Below are 18,938 nucleotides of genomic sequence, written 5' to 3'. Positions count from 1 at the left end.
GTGGCCGAGGCGCTCCCCGCAGACGCCGTCGCCGGGGAGTTTCCGCCGCTGGTCCTGCTCGTCCACGGCCTCGGCGGAATCTGGTGGACGATGCGCACGCCCATGCTCGCGCTGGCGGAGGCGGGCTTCCACGCCGTCGCCGTCGACCTGCGCGGCCACGGCGACTCCGACAAACCGCCGCGCGGATACGACGCCTGGACCCTCGCGTCCGACATCACGAATCTCGTGCGGGCGCTCGGCCATTCCTCGGCCGTGATCGTCGGACAGGGCGAGGGCGGCTTCTACGCGTGGACCGCCGCGTACCGCCGGCCCCGCGCGGTGCGGGGCCTAGTCGTCGTCGGGTCCCCCCACCCGCTCGCCACGCGTCGCGCCGCACTGTTCGACCGACACCAACGGCGGGCGCTCGTGCCCCGCCTACTCGCGGACCAGTTTCCGCGCCTGCCCGAGAGGCGCCTCACCCGCGACGGGGCCGCGGACGTCGAGGAGATGCTGCGCAGCCGCTCGGGCCCCGCGTGGCCGGGCACCGACGACTTCCGCGAGACCGTCGACCTGCTCCGGCGGGCGATGCTCATCCCCAAGGTGGCCCACCTGTCGCTGGAGAGCCGCCGCTGGATGGTGCGCAGCCAGCTCCGGCCGGACGGGCGCGATTTCCGCCGCGCGGTCTCCGGCGTTCTGCCGCAGCCCGTGCTCGGCATCAGCGGTGCCGAGGACCGCTTCATCCTGCCGGCGACCGTCCGCGCGTCCTCGGCCTGGGCCGGCGACTTCACCACCGCGCTCGTCCCTGGCGCTGGTCAGTTCCCGGCCATGGAGGCCCCGGCGGAGACGTCCCGCCTCATCGTCGACTTCGCGCGCCGCGTCACCCCGGCCTGACCGGGGCCGCCCCGCGCCGCCCGCGCACAGCAGGCACCGGCCCCCACCGACGGCGGGTACCGGACCCCCGGCGCTGCGGGGCCCCGGTCCGGTCAGCGGACGCCGACGCAGGGGCCGGTCGGCACCGCGCCCGGCGCGTCGACCGCCGCCTGCAGCTGCGGCAGGACCTGCTCGACGGTGAGCGCGTAACCCGTGTCGGCGGCGTCCATCGCGGCACCGAACACCACGCCCACGACCTTCCCGTCGGGTGTGATCAGCGGGCCGCCGGAGTTCCCCTCGCGGACGCTGCCCCGCAGGATGTAGACCTCGCGCTCCACGGTCTGCTGACGGTAGATGTCGGGTCCGCGCAGGGTCACCCGCTCGCGGATCCGGGCCGCGTCCGGCCGGTAGGGACCGTTGCCGGGATAGCCCACGACGATCGCGTCGTCGCCGGTACGGGCGCGGTTCTCGGCGAAGGGCAGGACCGGCGCCTGCAGCCCGGGCACGCGCAGCACTGCCACGTCCACCGAGGAGTCGTAGACCACGACCTCGCCGTCGAGTTCGCCGTCGCCGGCGACCACGGTGACCGAGCCGGTGCCGGCCACCACGTGCGCGTTGGTCATGACCAGGCCCGGGGCGGCCACGAAGCCGGAGCCCTCCAGGGCCCGACTACACGACTCGGCGCGGCCGCGGATCTTCAGCACCGACGGCTTCACCCGCGCCACGACCTCCGATCCCGCCAGCACCGGGTCGGGCGGCGGGACCTCCTGGAGCGGGGTGGTGCCGAACGGGCCGAGGATGTCCGGGAACCCGGTCGTGCCGAGGACCTGGGTGAACGCCGCCGGGATGCGCTGCAGCTGCTCGGGTGCGACGTCGTCGATCTTGGCCAGCACCGTCGAGCCCCGCACCGCCTTGCCGGGCCCGGGGCCCTCCTGGGCGGCGATGGGCACGGCGACCAGCCATGCCACCAGCAGCATGGCGGCGGACTGGAACACCGCGCCCAGGGTGCTGTCGAGAAGCCTCGCGCCGGTGCCGGAGATGTAGCGCCGGGCGGCCCGACCGATCGTCACCCCGGCGACCTGCCCGATGATGACCATCACGGCGATGATCGCCAGTCCGGCCACCAGGCGGCCCAGGGGCTCGTCGACCTCGCGCACCAGGTGTGGAGCCACCAGCAACCCGGAGGTCGCGCCGATCCCCACGCCGAGGAGGGCGAACCCGGAGGCGGCGGCGCCGTTGATCCAGCCGGAGATCGCAGCGGCGGCGGCCAGGGCGAACAGGGCGAGGTCGAGCCACTGCGACCCCGTCACCGAAGCCCCCTCCGCGGATTGTCGGCGGGCAGGTCGAGGGGCTCCTCGCCGTCGGGTGCCGCGTCACCGGCGTCACGGGTGTCCGCGGGCTCGGCGGTGTCGGCTCCGGCGCTCAGTCCGGGCACGCCGGCGACGGTGTGGTCGGCCAGCGGATCAGCGGACTCGCGGCGGGCCTCCTCGGCCGACATGCGGTGCTGTTCGCCGTTGCCGGACGCGGCGAGGGTCTTCTCGAGATCGCGGATGTCGTCGGTGTCCCACTCCAGATCCCAGCCGGCGGAGTGGAACATCGCGGCGAGGATTCCGGCGGTGAAGCCCCACACCACCAGATCGTCGTGCTGGAACGCGGGACCGGTCCAGCCGGTGGTGTGCCGCAGCAGGAAGCGGTTGGCCGGGTCGAGCAGCTCGCCCACCGGGACGGTCATCACGCGCGCGGTCTCGCCCGGGTCCACCACTCCGACCTCCATCGGCTCACGCCAGTACCCCAGCACGGGCGCGACCGAGTAGTTGGACACGGGGATGTACAGCTCGGGCAGCACCGCCAGGACGTCGACGCCGGCCGGGTCCAGGCCGGTCTCCTCCCACGCCTCGCGCAGGGCGGCCTCGACGGGACCGCTGTCCGTGTCGTCGACCCCGCCGCCCGGGAAGGAGATCTGTCCGGAGTGGTTGCGCAGGGTCGGCGCGCGATGGGTGAGCAGGACCCGCGCGTCCTCGGGCGGTAGGGGTCCCGGCGCGTCGGGCGAGCCGGACAGCAGCACCAACACGGCGGCGTCGCGGTGCGGGCGGCCGACCTCGTTGGGCCCGCGATGGGCGGGCGGCTTGCGCTGGGGCAGCAGCCCGTCGAAGCTGCCGTCGGTGCACGCCGACATCAGCGGGTCCATCCACCCCGGATGCGGGACGCCGGTGATGTCACCGGGACGGGGCACGCGACGGCTCGCCGGGTCGTTCGCGGTCTCGCTCACGCGGTCACCCCCAGGTGCTCGGCGACGGCGTCCAGCACGTCCTGTTCGCTGTCCATGGGCTGCACCAGCACGTGGGCGACCGTCCCGTCGGCCCGTACGAAGAGGGTGAGCGGCAGGACGGGCGGCGCGCCGAGCACGGTGGGGAGCTCCTCGTCGTGGTCGGAGACCGACACGAGTTCGTCGATACCGAGCGCGCCGAGGGTGTCGAAGCCCTTGGTCTCGGACGGGTCGGTGTGCGAGATGACCACCCGGACGTCGTCACCGAGCGTGGCGGCCGCGTCCTGGATCGCGGGCAGCTCGCGTCGGCACGGCTCGCACCAGTAGGCCCACATGTTGACGACCATGGGCTTGCCGGCCTGGATCTTGCCGAGCGTGGTGGTGGAGCCGTCGTCCATACACCGCACCATGAGGCCGGCGACGGGGCCGGTCGTGGTGGCGGGCGCGGCGCTGTCGCGGCAGGCCGGCAGGTCGGCGGTGGCGCGGGTCCCGGCGTCCACGACCGTGTGTGGCTCGTCCGCGGGCGGGCCTCCGATCGGCGGCGCCCCGGGGGCACCGGCGGGGGGAACGGTGGGGGCGGCGGTGGGGTCACCGGAACCGTCGCCGGAGTCACCGAAGGTGGTGAGGAGGGCGACGACGACGCCGACCAGCGCCACGAGCGCGACCAGCGACCACCGGGTGGAGGCACTCACGCGTATTCCCCCAGTCCCACCAGCTCGAGGAGGTGATCACGCTCGGGTCCCGCCACGAGGCGGGCGGCCGCGGCCGGATCGAGCGGGCCGGCCTCGCCCGCGGACGGGCAGTCGTCGGCCAGGACACACGCCCCGCAGGCCGCGGTCCGCGCGTGGCACACCCGGCGGCCGTGGAAGATGATCCGGTGACTGGCGTCGGTCCAGGAGGCCCGGGGCAGCATCTGCGACACCTCGCGCTCGATGCGGACCGCGTCGGTGGCATCGGTCCACTTCCAGCGGTTCACAAGCCGGATGAAGTGAGTGTCGACGGGCAGCCCCGGGATGCCGAAAGCGTTGCCCAGCACCACGTTCGCGGTTTTACGCCCGAATCCCGGGAGGGTGACCAGGTCCTCGAGCCGCTGCGGCACCTCGCCGTCGTACCTCTCCACCAGGGCCGCGCCGAGGCCCTGGATGCTGCGCGCCTTGTTGCGGTAGAAGCCCGTCGGGCGGATGAACTCCTCCAGCTCCTCGCGATCCGATCCCGCGTAGTCCGCGGCCGTCTTGTAGCGGGCGAACAGCGCCGGGGTGACCTCGTTGACGCGCTTGTCCGTGCACTGGGCCGACAGGATGGTGGCGACGGAGAGTTCGAGGGGGGTGGTGAAGTCGAGCTCGCAGTAGACGTGCGGGAACGCCTTCTCGAGAGTGCGCAGCATGCGCCTGGCGCGCCGGGTGCGCCCGAGGTCGGTTTCCACCCCCCTCGCGGCCACCCCTCGTCTGCGGCGCTTCACGGCTGGAGCGGGGTCGGGCATGAGTCCACATTACGGCTCCGCGCGCACACGGCGCCGCGCCGCTCCGGACGGGCACGTGTGCACCCACGCGGTCGGCGGTGGATAATCATGGGCATGCAGGGAATCCTCGTCGTCCTCGTGCCGGTGCTCCTCGCCGGGTTCGCGCTTCTCATGGACCGATTCGAGAACGCGATCCTCGACGAACCCGAGCAGATCGACGCCTGAACCATCCCGCTGACCGCGCGTCGACCACATCTCGACGCGTGAACGACTACAGTGGCTTTCGCCACACGCACGCCATGGCGCGGACGAGCATGTCCCCGCCCGAACGGAGGGTCACAGACTGTGACGATTGATCGCCGCACGGACCAGTCTGCCGACGACGTCCTCACCAGTGCCGGAATCTTCCAGGGTGTGGAGCCCGCGGCGGTCTCCGCTCTGCGTGACGATCTGACCCGCGAGGAGTACTCGAAGGGTGACGTGATCATCCGCGAGGGCGAGCAGGGCGACAGCCTGTACATCGTCACCTCCGGGAAGGTGAAGCTGTCCCGCAAGGCGCCCGACGGCCGCGAGAACCTGCTGTCCATCCTCGGCCCGTCGGACATGTTCGGTGAGCTGTCGATCTTCGACCCGGGTCCGCGGACCTCGTCGGCCGTGTGCGTCACCGACGTCACCGTCCAGGCCATGGACCGCTCCGCCCTCAAGCGGTGGATCGCCGAGCGGCCCGAGATCTCCGACCAGCTGCTGCGCGTGTTGGCCCGCCGCCTGCGCCGCACCAACAACAACCTGGCCGACCTCATCTTCACCGACGTCCCCGGTCGCGTGGCCAAGGCCCTGCTCCAGCTGGCGCAGCGCTTCGGCACGCAGGAGGGCGGCAACATCCGCGTGACGCACGACCTCACGCAGGAGGAGATCGCCCAGCTCGTCGGCGCCTCCCGCGAGACGGTGAACAAGGCGCTGGCCGAGTTCGCGCACCGCGGCTGGCTGCGGCTCGAGGGCAAGAGCGTCATCATCTCGGACACCGAGCGCCTGGCCCGCCGCGCCCGCTGACGCTGGTCGGGCCGGCTCAGCCCCACCCGTCGCGGCCCACCCCGGACCCCATCCGAAATCCGCTACCCGGACTCCGGATCCGCTACCCCGACATGGGTAGCGGATCCCGGGTCGGAGTAGCGGATTTTCTCGATCAAGCAGAGTTCGGGCCGAGCCCGAGTCGTTCCTGCCGCCACATCTCCTCACGGACTCGACGGACGATCGCCCGGGGATCCTGCAGGTCCGCCCACGTCCACCGGATCACCACGTATCCGGCGTCCTCCAACTGGGCCTGCCTGCGCCGCTCGGCAGCCCAGTTCCGGCGGATCTCCTCCGGTTCCGTCCCGTACTTGCCGAAGCCGTCCGCCTCGCCGATCAGGCGCCACTGCGGCCAGAAGAAGTCCACCCGGAACCTCTTGCCTCCGCGCACCGCCAGCCGCACCTGCAGCTCGGGCTCCGGCAGCCCCGCCATCACCAGGATGAGCCGGATCAGCGTCTCCAGCACCGACTCGGCCAGCCCGGAGGTCCGCTCGGGCAGGGCCCGCGCCCGGGAGACGCCCGTTCTCCCCTTCGCCGCCTCGGCCTCCACCTGCAGGTCGAACCGGGTGCAGAGGCCTCGGCGGATGGCCTGGTCCGCCGCGCACACCCCGCTCTCCAACCCGGACGTCCGGGCCACGTCGACGATCGTCCGGGCCGGCGAGGTCACCGGTATGCCGTCGAGCATTTGCACCACCCCGTCGAGCGGCAGGTTCGCGACGATGAGCGCGGAGCTGCGACGACTCCCGCCGCCCGCGCGGTGACGAGTGGCGGTGGGACGATCGAGCACCATCCCGTGGAGCGGTAGCCCGTGCAGGGCCAGCGCCGAGGCGTGGGAGAAGACCGTCCCCGGTTCCACCGCTCGCGCTGCGGCCGCCGTGCGTTCGACGAACACCCGGCGACGCCGCTCATAGGCGGGTTCACCGGGCGATCGGCCGTCCGGGCCGGCGTCGTCCGCGGCGTGAGCGTAGACCCCGGTGCGGACACGTCTGAGCTCGCCGTTCGCGATCAGCCGTGCGATGTCGGCGTGGGTCAGGCCGCCCCTCGCCAGATCGGCGTACGTCGACAGGCGGGTGGGGCGGTTCCGGGCGGGTGTCGAGGTGTTCATGCGGACATCGTCCCGCCGGTGTCGCCACGTCCCGGCGGTTCAGGACCTCGCGGGCCGGCCTCCTGTGGAGACGCCCGGCCCTGTGGACAACGCGGGTCGACACCCCGGCCCATCACCCCGCCCTCCCCGAGATCCGCTACTCCCACTGGGGATCCGCTACTCCTGTGCGGGTAGCGGATCCGGAGGGCGGGTAGCGGATCCGGGAGGGGGTGGGGCAGGCCGGGCCGGCGCCCCGGGCAGGCCGGCCCGGCTCAGGCCTCCGCGTCAGGGCGGTCGAGGCGGTCGAGGTAGCGCAGCGCCACCGTGGTCGACTGCTCGGCCACCTTGAGCAGGAACGGCGACACGTCGCGGTAGATGTGCTGCGTGATCGCCCCGGCGGAGGCGTCGCGGCCCAGCTCGGCCCGCGCGGCGACGATCTGCTCGAGTCGATCGCGCCGGTGCTGCCCGAGAACCTGGGCGGCACGGCCGGTGTTCTCGACGTCGGGCCCGTGGCCGGGGATGCCGATCACACCGTCGGCCCGCGCGGCGAGCAGATCCATGCTGCCCAGGTAGTCGCCGAGATCGCCGTCGGTCGAGTCGAGCACGGTCGAATCCCTGCCGAGGATCGTGTCACCGAGGACCACGCAGTCCGGCCGGGCGGTGAACCCGGCGCCCGCGGGCCGCACCTCGAGGCTGACCGAATCGGCCGTGTGCCCCGGCGTGCCCACCACGGTGATGTCCAGTCCGGCGGCGTGGATCACCTCGTCGTCGTCGCCGTCCGTCACCAACGGTGCGGCGTCGCGACAGAACCGTTCATCGACGGCCCGGACGGGGGCGGTGGTGAAGGCGCGCAGGTGATCGATGCCGTCGGTGTGGTCACCGTGGCGATGGGTGACGACGACGAGCTCGATCTCCCCCACGATCGCCGCGATCCGCTCGGCGTGCGCGCGGTCGTCGGGCCCGGGATCCACCACCACGCAGGTGGGCGACCCGGGGGCCCGCAGGACGACCGTGTTGGTCCCCTCGAAGGTCATCTCGGAGGGGTTGTCGCAGAGGATGACCCCGGACAGGTCCGTGACGGGCCGGAGCGTCTCGTACGCCGGGAAACTGATCGGGGTCAGTCCTGCGGACATGGCTAGACCTCGACCTCGACGACCAGCTCGACCTCGACGGGCGCGTCGAGCGGCAGCTCGGAGACGCCGACGGCCGAGCGGGCGTGGACGCCGGCGTCGCCGAAGAGCTCACCGAGAACGTCGGACGCACCGTTGACCACCGCGGGCTGCCCGTTGAAGCCGGGCGCCGAGGCGACGAAGCCGACGACCTTGACGATCTTCACCACGGCGTCGATGCCGACGAGCGCGTCGACGGCGGCCAGCGCGTTGAGTGCGCACGTGCGCGCCAGGTCGGCGGCCTGCTCGGGGCCGACCTCGGCCCCCACCTTGCCGGTGGCGGCCAGCGTGCCGTCGACCATGGGCAGCTGGCCCGAGGTGTAGACGAACGTGCCCGCCCGGACGGCGGGGACGTAGTTGGCGACCGGCGGGACGACCGTCGGCAGTTCCACGCCGAGCTGCTCGAGCTTGCGGCTCCAGTAGCCCCCGGACTCGGACTCGGACATCAGAGCCGTCGCTTCATGTAGGCGACATGCTGCTCACCCGTCGGGCCGGGCAGCACGGAGACCAGTTCCCAGCCGTCGCTCCCCCACTGGTCGAGGATCTGCTTGGTGGCGTGCGTCAGCAGCGGCACGGTGACGTATTCGAACCGGTCTGTTCCGGTGGATTCGCTCATGGGCCCCACTCTAGGTAAGTGACGAGCGTCCCGCGCGCGGTGGTGTGAGCGCTTAGTGTGGGGCCATGCCGTCCACTGAGAACCCAGGTACGCGGTCGACACGGGCGACCATCGCCGATGCGCTGTCCACCGGATGGTCGGACAGCTCCGAGCGGGCCGAGTTGCACTACGTGTCCGGGAAGGGCGGGACGGGCAAGACGACGGTCGCCACCTCGCTCGCGCTGGCCCTCGCCTCGACCGGCAAGCGCGTACTGCTGGTGGAGGTCGAGGAGCGCCAGGGGATCGCCCGGACCTTCGACCGCGAACCGCTGCCGTACAGCGAGGAGCTCGTCGCGCGGGTCGACGGAGGCGGCAAAGTGTTCGCGCTGGCCATCGACATCGAGGCGGCGATGCTCGACTACCTCGACACCTTCTACCGCCTCGGCGTGGTGGGCAAGGTGATGAAGTCGGTGGGCGCCATCGAGTTCGCCACCACCATCGCGCCCGGACTCAAGGACGTGTTGCTCACCGGCAAGATCTACGAGGTCGTCACGCGCGAGCACGCCAAGCGCGAGGTCGTCTATGACGCGGTGGTCGTGGACGCACCGCCCACCGGCCGGATCGGCAAATTCCTCGACGTCACCACCGCGATGGCCGACCTCGCCGGCGGGGGCGGACCCATCCGGCGCCAGGCCGAGGCCGTGTCGGAACTGGTCCACTCGCCGAGGACGGTCGTGCACCTGGTGACGCTGCTGGAGTCCCTGCCCGTGCAGGAGACCCTCGAGGCGATCGACGAGCTCAAGAGCCACGGCCTGCGTGTCGGCCAGGTGATCATCAACCGCGCCGAGACGCGACACCTGGACGACGAGGCGCTCGAGAGGATCGCCGAGGAAGCCATCGACGCCGAGTCGGTGCGTGCCGGCCTGGAGGAGACCGGGGTGGAGGTCGACGACGAGGGCTTCGAGGGGCTGCTGGTCCAGGCCATCGAGCACGCCCGTGTCGCCCGCGGACAGCTCCGGGCCGGCGAGACGCTCACGTCAGCGGCCTGCCCCACCCTCGTCCTGCCGGCCCTGCCCCACGGGGTGGAGGTCGCCGACCTGTACGACCTCGCCTCCGCCCTCGTCGACCAGGGAGTGCACTGACATGACACGTCGTCTCGACATCACGGCCATGCTCACCGACCCCGCGACCCGCGTGGTGGTGTGCACCGGCGCCGGCGGCGTCGGCAAGACCACCACAGCCGCCGCGGTCGCGCTGCGGGCCGCCGAACTCGGCCGCGACACGGTCGTGCTGACGATCGACCCGGCCCGCCGCCTCGCGCAGGCCCTCGGGATCGACGAGCTCTCCAACGAGCCCGCGCCCGTCCGGCTGGGACCGGACACACCCGCCGACGCCGGGTCGCTGCACGCGATGATGCTCGACATGCGGCGCACGTTCGACGAGCTCGTCGTGGCCAACACCTCCGAAGAGAACGCGCGCGCCATCCTCGACAACCGCTTCTACAAGACCATGGTCACCTCGTTCGCGGGGACCCAGGAGTACATGGCCATGGAGAAGCTCGGGCAACTGCTCGACGACTCGGCGTGGGACCTCGTCGTCGTCGACACCCCTCCCTCGCGCAACGCCCTCGACTTCCTCGACGCCCCGCGCCGGCTCGGCGCGTTCCTCGACAGCCGACTCATGCGCCTGCTCTCGACTCCCGGGCGCGGGGTGGGGCGCCTCGTCTCCGGCGCGATGAGCACCGCCATGCGCGGGGTGTCGGCCGTGGTGGGCTCATCGATGCTCAAGGACGCCTCCGAGGTCGTGGTGGCACTGGACTCCACGTTCGGCGGCTTCACCACGCGCGCGGCCCGCACCCAGGCGATCCTGCGTCGCAAGGGCACCGAGTTCCTCGTGGTCTCCTCTGCTGAGCGCCCCGCGCTGCGCGAGGCCGCCTACTTCGCCGAGCGACTGGCAGAGGAACGCATGCCGCTCGCGGGAGTCGTGGTGAACCGGACCCACCCGCGGCTGACCGACCTGAGCGCCGAGCAGGCCTGCGCGGCCGCCGACCGGCTGAGCGGCCGGAACGCGGAGGCCGAGGCGGTCCTGCGCATCCACGCCGACCGGGCCGGCACCGCCAAGCAGGAGCTGCGGCTGCTCGAGTCGTTCACCGACACACATCCGGACGTGCGGATCGTCGGCGTGCCGTCGCTGCCGTTCGAGATCTCCAACCTCGAGGCGCTTCGCTCGGTGGGCGACCAGCTCTGCGGCTGAGGCGTCGCCGGGCGGACCGATCGGCTCCGGCCGCGTCGGGAAGCCGGTCGGGGTCTTACGGGCGACGACGCGAGGGGGCGTCGAAGCCCGGGCCGAGCTGACTCAGTAGGCGGCGGAGTGCCGCTCGAGCTGCTGGGCGAAGAAATCGGCCCAGGACCGCACCTCGGGATGCTGCTTGAGCAGGGCACGCCGCTGACGCTCGGTCATCCCGCCCCACACGCCGAACTCGACGCGGTTGTCCAGCGCGTCCGCCCGGCACTGCAGGAGTACGGGGCAGTGGCGGCAGATGGAGGCGGCCTTGCGCTGAGCGGCCCCGCGGACGAACAGCTCGTCGGGATCGATGTCCCTGCAGCGGGCCTGGGCGACCCATTCCTGGCGCCCTTCCCCGATGATGACCTCCTCGGAACCGAGGGGATTGCTTGAGCCGGGGCGGACCCCGTTACCGGAGGAGCGGGTGGTCCCGGGGAGGGTAGCCGTCATCGAAAAACCCCTAGTCTGTGTGAAGGCGTGGGCGGGTTCACCGCACACGCCTCCGGCCTTCTGAGCCCGCCCGGCGCGGCGGGCCCACTGTGTACGCGATGCGCCCGCACCGGGGTCGGAGGAGTGCGACCCCATCTCGGTCCGGAACGTCCCGCGTTCCCCCATATTGTTACCGCAGTCACACAACAGAAGTAAAGAGTTGACACCGGAACCCCGCTCACGGGGTGGTCCGGCGATGTCTGTCACGTACTCTGGGCGCGTGTCGGCTATGAGTTCGCTGGGAAAGCTGGTCGCGACCTGTGTGGCGGCCGGGGTGGTGGCGGCGGGCTCGCTGTTCCCCATCGCGGGCGCGGCCGGTCTCGCGTCCAACAAGATGGCCGACTCCCTGGCCGAGACGTCCGCCGATCTCATCAAGGGCGACCTGCCCTCGATCTCGACGGTCACGGACGCCGGCGGACAGCCCATCGCGTGGCTCTACGACCAGCAGCGTGTGCTGGTGCCCAGCGAGGAGATCTCGCCGCAGATGAAGCTCGCGATCATCGCCATCGAGGACCGACGATTCGCGGACCACAACGGCGTCGACTGGCGGGGCACCATCCGGGCGGCCCTGACCAACGCCACCTCCGGAGAGGTCGAGCAGGGCGCGTCGACCATCGACCAGCAGTTGGTCAAGAACTACCAGTTCCTCGTCTCCGCCGAGAACGACGCGGAACGTCGTGCCGCCGTGGAGACCACCCCCGCCCGCAAGATCAAAGAGATCCGGATGGCGCTGACCCTCGACGGGGAGCTGAGCAAGGACGAGATCCTCACCAAGTACCTCAATCTGGTCTCGTTCGGCAACGGCGCGTTCGGCGTCCAGACGGCCGCCCAGACGTACTTCGGGGTCGACGCCGCGGACCTGACGGTCCCGCAGGCGGCGATGCTCGCGGGCATGGTGCAGTCCACCAGCCGGTTCAACCCGTTCACCAATCCCGAGGACACCAAGCAGCGCCGCGACACGGTGATCGACACGATGGTCCAGACCGGTGCGATCACCCCCGCCGAGGGCGAGCAGTACATGGCCGAGCCCCTCGGGGTGCTCGAGCGGCCCAACTCCCTGCCGCGAGGGTGCATCACCGCAGGCGACAGCGGGTTCTTCTGCGACTACGTGCTGCAGTACCTCGACGAGAACGGGCTCAGCCGCGAGATGGTCGAGCAGGGCGGCTACACGATCCGCACCACCCTGGACACGACCGTGCAGGACAACGTCCAGCGCGCCGTCGACACCTACGGCAACCCCACCGCACAGGGTGTGGCCGAGGTGATGAGCGTCGTCCGCCCCGGCAAGGACTCCCACAAGGTCGTCGCGATGGCCTCCAGCCGCCAGTACGGCCTCGAACTGGGCGACAGCCAGACCGTCCAACCGCAGCCGTTCTCGCTGGTCGGCGACGGCGCGGGCTCGGTGTTCAAGGTCTTCACCGTGGCCGCCGCGATGGAGAAGGGCATGGGCACCAACACCTCCCTGCCGGTGCCGCGCCGCGTCCAGGTGGCGGGCCTGGGCTCCGGCGGCGCCGCGGGCTGCCCGGCCGGCCAGTACTGCGTGGAGAACGCCGGCTCGTATCCGGCGTCCCTGCGGGTGCCCGATGCCCTGGCCCAGTCCCCCAACACCACGTTCGTCAACCTCATCAAGGACGTCGGCGTGGCCCCGACCGTCGACATGGCCGTCCGGCTGGGCTTGCGCTCGTACGACCGCAAGGGCACCGCGGCCGGAGGCGACTCGATCAGCGGGTTCATCAAGAAGAACAACCTCGGGTCGTTCACCCTCGGGCCCACCGCCGTCAACGCGCTGGAACTGTCCAACGTCGGTGCCACCCTCGCGTCCGGCGGCGTGTGGTGCCCTCCCAGCCCCATCGAGTCGATCACCGACCGGACCGGAAAGCCCGTCGAGCTGAACGAACCGCAGTGTGAGCAGGTGGTCGAGGAGGGGCTCGCCAACACCCTCGCCGTCGCCATGTCCAAGGACTCCGTCGGCGCCGGCACCGCCGCGGGTGCCGCGGCGGGCGCGGGCTGGAACCGCCCCATGTCCGGCAAGACCGGTACCACCGAGGCCAACCGCTCCTCGGCGTTCCTCGGCTTCACCAACCACTACGCCGCGGCCGTCTACGCCTTCAACGACGGCACCACCACCACCGAGCTGTGCACCAGCCCGCTGCGCCAGTGCTCCTACGGCAACCTCTTCGGCGGCCTCGAGCCGGCGCAGACCTGGTTCTCGGCCTTCTCCCCCATCGCTGACGTCTACGGCCCGGTCCAGTTGCCCGCGCCCGACCCCGCCTACGAGGCCGGGACCAGTGGCGAGAGCACCCCGGACGTGGAGGGCATGAGCCAGTCCGCCGCCACCTCCCTGCTCACCAACGCGGGCTTCACCGTCAACACCCAGTTCGTCTCCGGCACCGGCCGCCCGTACGGCACGGTCATCGGCCTCGACGGCGGCACCGGCATCCCCGGCTCCCAGGTGACCCTGCGCGTGTCCGACGGATCGGGCGGGGGCGGCGGGACCTCCGGCGCCTCGGGACAGGGTGCCACCGGACCCGGCGCCGCGGTCGGCGACCAGCCCCTGGTCCTCAACGTGCCCGGCCTGGCACCCATCACCATCTCGCCGCCGCGGTAGCCGCGCCACACGCGGGGCTCGCGTCCGGCGGCGACGCCGCGCGGCGTCGGTAGTCTGGGAAGATGCGTCGTCCCCCACGGAAGAACCCGGCTTCGCCGACCTACCCCGCCCGTGCGGCCGCCGTCCTCGCCGGCGCCGCCGTGGCCGGGACCGTCTACGCCAGCGGCTGGGAGCGCAACGCCTTCACGCTGCGCCGCCACACCCTGCCCCTGCTCGCCCCGGGCTCCGAGCCACTGTCCATCCTCCACATCTCGGACCTGCACATGATGCCGGGCCAGAGGCGTAAGCAGCAGTTCGTCTCCTCGCTGGCCGAGCTGCGGCCGGACATGGTGGTCAACACCGGCGACAACCTCTCGAGTGACCGCGCCGTGCCCTCGGTGGTCCAGGCCCTCGGCCCGTTGCTCGACCGACCCGGCGCCTTCGTGTTCGGCTCCAACGACTACTTCGCGCCCGTGCCCAAGAACCCCCTGTCCTACATCGGACTCGGCGCCAAGAAGCACTCCGCCGTGCCCCTGCCGTGGCGTGACCTCAAGGCCGCCTTCACCGAGCGCGGCTGGGTCGACGCCACCCACCGCCGCGCCGAGATCGCGGTGGACGGGCGGCGCGTGCTGGTGGCCGGCGTCGACGACCCCCACATCGGCCGCGACCGCTACGACGAGGTCGCCGGACCCGCCGGGCCGGCGTTCGATCTGCGGCTCGGGCTGCTCCACTCGCCCGAGCCGCGCGTACTCGACCGGTTCGACGCCGACGGGTACGACCTGGCCCTGGCGGGGCACACCCACGGCGGTCAGATCCGGCTGCCCACCGGCGCGATCATCACCAACTGCGGCATCGACCGCTCGCGGGCCCAGGGCCTCTCCGCGTGGGGCCGGGACCTGGTCCTGCATGTGTCCGCCGGCCTCGGCACCTCGCCGTATGTGCCGATCCGGACGTTCTGCCGGCCGGAGGCCACGCTGCTCGAACTGGTCGCCGTCCCCGGTGGTGGGGACGGCGGATCCGAGGTTCCGGTGACCCCGCAGCGGGAGAAGGTGCCCCAGCCCGCCTGACCCGGTTTCGCGATTCCGGCCACGGGGCGCTACAGTGATCCTCGTTGTCGACCGGGGTGTGGCGCAGCTTGGTAGCGCGCTTCGTTCGGGACGAAGAGGCCGTGGGTTCAAATCCCGCCACCCCGACAATGGGAGGGCCCGGATCACGTCAGTGGTCCGGGCCCTCCGCTCATTTCCGGCCGCGCGGCGGCGGTCTACCGGTGCACAGAGCGGACGACCCTCCGTATTCTCGTGGCATGACCTCCGAGACCGACGTCCAGAGCCCCACCACTTCCGGGGATTCCGCGTCCGAGAACGGCGCGCCCGTGCACCCCAATTTCGGCCGCATCACCACCACCGGCGCGGGGGACGCGGTCCTCTCGGCAGCCCTGCAGAAGGTCCTCGACGGGACCTGGGCGGACGCGCGCGAGTTCACCCGCGGCTCCATGACCCCGGACATGCTCAACCCGATCGGGCTGACCATGGAGGAGCATCGCGACCACGTCCTCGCCCAGCTCCAGCGGCTGGCGGACTCGGGAATGCCCAAGCTCGGCTTCCGCGAGGAGGACGGTGGCACGGGTGACACCGGCGGCGCGCTGACGTCGTTCGAGATGCTCGGCCACCTCGACCTGTCGCTGATGGTCAAGGCCGGCGTCCAGTGGGGCCTGTTCGGCGGCGCGATCGCCAACCTGGGCAACGCCGAGACGCGTAAGAAGTACCTACCCGACGTCATGTCCCTGGACCTGCTGGGCTGCTTCGCCATGACCGAGATCGGCGGCGGTTCGGACGTGCAGAACCTGGAGACCACGGCCACGTACGACCGGGAGACCGGCGAGTTCGTCATCAACACGCCCACCCCCAGTGCCGAGAAGGCCTACATCGGCAACGCGGCCCGCGACGGCCGGATGGCCGCCGTGTTCGCCCAGCTCATCACCCACGAGGACGGCGAGGAGCTGCGTCACGGCGTGCACTGCCTGCTCGTGCCGATCCGGGACGAGCAGGGCAACGACCTGCCGGGCGTGAGAACTACCGACCACGGCCACAAGGGTGGCCTGCTGGGTGTGGACAACGGCCGCATCTGGTTCTCAGGCGTGCGGGTGCCGCGCGAGGCGCTGCTCGACCGCTTCGGCGCCGTCGACGAGAACGGCACGTACTCCTCCCCGATCGAGTCGGTGGGCGCCAGGTTCTTCACCATGCTCGGCACGCTCATCCGCGGCCGGGTGTCCGTGGGCGCGGCCTCCGGCGCGGCGGCCCGCACGGCGCTGGCGATGGCCGTGCGGTACTCGCTGGTCCGCCGCCAGTTCAACCACCCGGAGACCGGCAAGGGCATCCCGCTGCTCGAGTACCGCGAGCATCAGCGTCGGCTGATGCCGCGGGTGGCGCGGGCGTTCGCCTACGCGTGCGCACAGAACGCGATCATCGCTGAACTCGACCGGTTCGAGCGGGACCCGGAGTCGTTCGACGAGTCGCAGCGCCGCGAGATGGAGACCCACGCGGCCGGGATCAAGGCTACGGTCACGGCGTTCGCCAACGACACGATCACCGAGGCCCGCCTGGCCTGCGGCGGCGCCGGCTACATGGCCGAGAACCGCATCACCGAGCTGCGCAAGGACTGCGACGTCTTCTCCACTTTCGAGGGCGACAACGTGGTGCTCACGCAGCTCGTGGGCAAGGAGCTGTTGTCGGCGTACGCGTCCGACTTCGGGGACATGGACCAGCGGGAGACCGTGGCGTTCGCGCTGAACACCGCGTTCGACGTGGTGCAGGAGAAGGCCCGGGCGTCGACCCTGTGGCAGAAGATGGTGGACGCGGTGACCGACCGCGAGCACACCGACCTTCTCGACCGCGGCAACCAGCTCGAGCTGCTCGTCGACCGCGAGGAGCACCTGCTGGAGACGGTCGCCCGCCGCCTGCGAAAGGCGCAGGGCCAGGACGGGTCGGCGGCGTTCAAGGTGTTCAACTCGGCGCAGGATCACCTGCTGCAGGCTGGCCGTGCGCACATGGACAGCTGGGTGTTCGCCCGGTTCGCCGAGGCCGTGGACGCCTGCGAGGACCCGGAGGCCAAGGAGGTCCTGGGGATGCTGTGCGACCTGTATGTGCTGGACATCGTCGACGCCGACAAGGGCTGGTTCCTCGAGCACAACCGCCTGACCACGGAGCGCACCAAGGCGGCCACGGCAGCCCGTAACCGCCTGTGCACGAAGCTCGCCGGTCGCGCTCGGACGCTGGTGGACGCGTTCGCGATCCCCGAGTTCGTGTTCGACGTGCCCATGCTCACCGACGGCGGCGTGGACACGCTGACCGATGAGCCGGCGGACGAGCACGAGGTCGCTGGTCTGGCCGACTGACCTCGCGCGACCCCTCTTCTCGTTGCGGCGGGCCCGGGGCCGCCTCGGCGCGGGACCTACCGGCGGGCCCGGGGCCGTCCGGCGAGGCGTACCGCGAGCAGCGAGCACACCGCGACCGCCGCCAACACCGCCGCGCCGGTCCACGCCACCGGCGCGGGCCCGGCCAGCATCAGCGCGTCGAGTGCGGCGGTGGCCTGCCCGGTGGTGGTGGCGGAGGTCGCCGTGACGAGCGCGGACGGTGCGCCCCCGGCGACCCATACCCACCAAGCCGCGCCGGCCGACGCGGCGGCGAGGAGGGCCCCCACGATGCGCCCCGGCCACGCGCCGAGCACCGCGACCAGTGCGCTCCACAGGGCGGAGGAGGCGACGACGACGAGGGCGACCACCGCCACGACCGCGGCCACCCCGGCCGCGGAGAGGCCGTCCGCGGTGGCCACCGCCCACGCGGACAGGCCCGCGGTGAGCAGGGTCAGGGCCAGGACGGACTCGGCGCGCGACGAGCCGGGCCGGCGGACGAGTTGGACGAGCAGGGCGCCGAGCACGGCGGCGGCGGCCACGCCGAGGATCCCGGCGGAGGTTCGCCGCTGGGCGTCGTCGGCGGCTGCGGCGGCGGCCGGCGCGGCCTCGCCCTGTTCGGCGGCCAGCGCGCGCCCGGTCCTGCCGATGGCGTCCTGGGTGCGGCCGGCGGAGTCGGCGACGCTCGCCGCACCGTCGCGCAGGGCGTCGGCGCCGGTGGAGAGTTCCCCCGCCCCGGTGGCGAGTTCGCGGGCACCGCGGGTGGCCTCGTAGACGCCGTCGCGCAGGTCCGCCCCGGGTTGGGAGAGCTGGCGGGCCAGTTCGGCGGCGCCGGAGTCGAGCCGGTCGAGGTTGCTCAGGGTGTTCTGGTCGAGCCCCTGGGCGGAGAGCTGGTCTCGCAGGCCGATGAGGGCGTTGCGGGCCTGGACCACCTCGGGAGCGTCCCCCCGGAGACGGGACAGGGCGTCCTCGATCGCAGTGGAGACCTGCCCCTGGATGACGGCGACCCCGCGGACCGCGCCGACGACCTGCCGGACCCCGCCGGCCACCTCGTCGGCGCCCGTGCCGGCCTGGCCCATCCCGGCCTGCAGCTGCTCCATGCCGGCGGCGAGCTCGGCCGAACCGTCGCGGAGTTGCCCGGCCCCGTCGGCGAGCTCGGCTGAGCCGGAGCGGAGCTGCTCGGTGCCGGCGACGGTGAAGGAGGAGTTGGCCGACGCCTCGGACAGCGCGGAGCGCAGGGGCCCTCCGGCCCCGGGGGCGGCCTCCTCCTGCTGGGGCGTCGGGCCGACCACCGCCCACAGCGCGGCGAGCACCAGGGGTGCGATGACGAGCACCAGGCCCGCGAGCCGGCGGAGCGGACCCGGCCCGCCCGCGGGCGCGGGGGCGGGGGCGGGTGCGGCCTCGGGATCGGCCGCGCCGCTCGGCCCGGGCTCGTGGGCGGACGGGGGGTCGCCGACCGGGGTGAGTACGTCGGTGTCCACTGAGGGGCCGGAGGGGCAATCCGAGGTGGTCATGGCCGGATCGTAATCCGGTGGGGTGCGGGTTCCCGCAGGTCACTCGGCATGCCCCCGTATCGGTGTCCGAGGGGGGTGTTAGACTCTGGCCTGTCCCGCACCCCCGATCCGGGCACTCGTTCGCCCGCATCGCCGCACGCCACCGCACAGCGACCTCTGCCGCGCC

Annotated in this window: 16 protein-coding genes, 1 tRNA gene and 1 pseudogene; 8 read left to right on the top strand and 10 right to left on the bottom strand. The window is 72.2% G+C overall.

What is annotated here, in order from left to right:
* Complete coding sequence (locus DPA01S_RS03835; protein WP_174521495.1) at positions 1 to 870, top strand: alpha/beta fold hydrolase; 870 nt, start codon at positions 1 to 3, stop codon at positions 868 to 870.
* Positions 871 to 962: 92 nt separating this feature from the next.
* Here DPA01S_RS03835 and DPA01S_RS03830 read toward each other — a convergent pair whose 3' ends face one another.
* The 4 genes and pseudogenes from DPA01S_RS03830 to nth form a co-directional block, all read right to left on the bottom strand.
* The gene (locus tag DPA01S_RS03830) at positions 963 to 2,159 is read right to left on the bottom strand and encodes a MarP family serine protease (RefSeq protein ID WP_061227531.1); all 1,197 of its coding nucleotides are present in this window, start codon (positions 2,157 to 2,159) and stop codon (positions 963 to 965) included.
* Positions 2,160 to 2,359: 200 nt separating this feature from the next.
* Positions 2,360 to 3,025 (bottom strand): annotated as a pseudogene (locus DPA01S_RS03825) (NUDIX hydrolase); the annotation flags it as partial.
* Positions 3,026 to 3,114: 89 nt separating this feature from the next.
* On the bottom strand, positions 3,115 to 3,807 hold the full coding sequence (locus DPA01S_RS03820) for a TlpA family protein disulfide reductase (protein WP_007629921.1): 693 nt from the start codon (positions 3,805 to 3,807) through the stop codon (positions 3,115 to 3,117).
* Entirely contained in the window at positions 3,804 to 4,595 is a 792-nt protein-coding gene (gene nth, locus DPA01S_RS03815; RefSeq protein WP_061227532.1) for an endonuclease III, read from the bottom strand. Before nth ends, DPA01S_RS03820 begins: the two co-directional genes overlap by 4 nt.
* A gap of 324 nt (positions 4,596 to 4,919) precedes the next feature.
* Between nth and DPA01S_RS03810 the strand changes: the two genes are divergently transcribed.
* Positions 4,920 to 5,624: a Crp/Fnr family transcriptional regulator gene (locus DPA01S_RS03810; protein ID WP_007629917.1), complete on the top strand. Its 705-nt coding sequence runs from the start codon at positions 4,920 to 4,922 to the stop codon at positions 5,622 to 5,624.
* Positions 5,625 to 5,757: 133 nt separating this feature from the next.
* Here the strand turns inward: DPA01S_RS03810 and DPA01S_RS03805 are convergent, their stop codons facing one another.
* The 4 genes from DPA01S_RS03805 to DPA01S_RS16705 all read right to left on the bottom strand — a co-directional run bounded on the left by DPA01S_RS03805 (position 5,758) and on the right by DPA01S_RS16705 (position 8,511).
* Complete coding sequence (locus DPA01S_RS03805; protein ID WP_061227533.1) at positions 5,758 to 6,747, bottom strand: type IV toxin-antitoxin system AbiEi family antitoxin domain-containing protein; 990 nt, start codon at positions 6,745 to 6,747, stop codon at positions 5,758 to 5,760.
* 251 nt (positions 6,748 to 6,998) lie between these two features.
* Positions 6,999 to 7,859: an MBL fold metallo-hydrolase gene (locus tag DPA01S_RS03800; RefSeq protein WP_061914144.1), complete on the bottom strand. Its 861-nt coding sequence runs from the start codon at positions 7,857 to 7,859 to the stop codon at positions 6,999 to 7,001.
* Between the two features lie 2 nt (positions 7,860 to 7,861).
* Complete coding sequence (locus DPA01S_RS03795) at positions 7,862 to 8,341, bottom strand: RidA family protein (protein WP_061914142.1); 480 nt, start codon at positions 8,339 to 8,341, stop codon at positions 7,862 to 7,864.
* Positions 8,341 to 8,511, bottom strand: coding sequence for a DUF4177 domain-containing protein (locus DPA01S_RS16705; RefSeq protein ID WP_007629907.1), 171 nt, complete (start codon positions 8,509 to 8,511; stop codon positions 8,341 to 8,343). Before DPA01S_RS16705 ends, DPA01S_RS03795 begins: the two co-directional genes overlap by 1 nt.
* A 65-nt stretch (positions 8,512 to 8,576) precedes the next feature.
* On the opposite strand from DPA01S_RS16705, the gene bagA reads away from it, so the two are divergent.
* Positions 8,577 to 9,632, top strand: coding sequence for an ATPase BagA (bagA, locus tag DPA01S_RS03790; RefSeq protein WP_106385558.1), 1,056 nt, complete (start codon positions 8,577 to 8,579; stop codon positions 9,630 to 9,632).
* Between the two features lies 1 nt (position 9,633).
* Positions 9,634 to 10,743, top strand: coding sequence for an ArsA family ATPase (gene bagB / locus DPA01S_RS03785; protein ID WP_061914140.1), 1,110 nt, complete (start codon positions 9,634 to 9,636; stop codon positions 10,741 to 10,743).
* A 102-nt stretch (positions 10,744 to 10,845) separates the two neighbouring features.
* Here the strand turns inward: bagB and DPA01S_RS03780 are convergent, their stop codons facing one another.
* A complete protein-coding gene (locus tag DPA01S_RS03780; RefSeq protein ID WP_061914138.1) occupies positions 10,846 to 11,223 on the bottom strand; it encodes a WhiB family transcriptional regulator in 378 nt (125 codons plus the stop codon).
* A 268-nt stretch (positions 11,224 to 11,491) separates the two neighbouring features.
* Between DPA01S_RS03780 and DPA01S_RS03775 the strand changes: the two genes are divergently transcribed.
* The 4 genes from DPA01S_RS03775 (at position 11,492) to DPA01S_RS03760 (ending at position 17,243) form a co-directional block, all read left to right on the top strand.
* On the top strand, positions 11,492 to 13,870 hold the full coding sequence (locus DPA01S_RS03775) for a transglycosylase domain-containing protein (RefSeq protein WP_061914136.1): 2,379 nt from the start codon (positions 11,492 to 11,494) through the stop codon (positions 13,868 to 13,870).
* A gap of 62 nt (positions 13,871 to 13,932) precedes the next feature.
* Positions 13,933 to 14,916, top strand: coding sequence for a metallophosphoesterase (locus tag DPA01S_RS03770; RefSeq protein ID WP_061227539.1), 984 nt, complete (start codon positions 13,933 to 13,935; stop codon positions 14,914 to 14,916).
* 52 nt (positions 14,917 to 14,968) lie between these two features.
* Positions 14,969 to 15,042: transfer RNA gene (locus DPA01S_RS03765), tRNA-Pro, on the top strand.
* A gap of 110 nt (positions 15,043 to 15,152) precedes the next feature.
* On the top strand, positions 15,153 to 17,243 hold the full coding sequence (locus DPA01S_RS03760; RefSeq protein WP_061914134.1) for an acyl-CoA dehydrogenase family protein: 2,091 nt from the start codon (positions 15,153 to 15,155) through the stop codon (positions 17,241 to 17,243).
* 56 nt (positions 17,244 to 17,299) lie between these two features.
* On the opposite strand, the gene DPA01S_RS03755 is transcribed toward DPA01S_RS03760, so the two are convergent.
* The gene (locus DPA01S_RS03755; RefSeq protein ID WP_061914132.1) at positions 17,300 to 18,772 is read right to left on the bottom strand and encodes a hypothetical protein; all 1,473 of its coding nucleotides are present in this window, start codon (positions 18,770 to 18,772) and stop codon (positions 17,300 to 17,302) included.
* Positions 18,773 to 18,938 lie beyond the last annotated feature (166 nt).

The sequence above is a fragment of the Dietzia papillomatosis NBRC 105045 genome, assembly GCF_001570845.1.
GTDB lineage: Bacteria > Actinomycetota > Actinomycetes > Mycobacteriales > Mycobacteriaceae > Dietzia > Dietzia cinnamea.
This window is presented reverse-complemented; position numbering and strand designations above follow the sequence as displayed.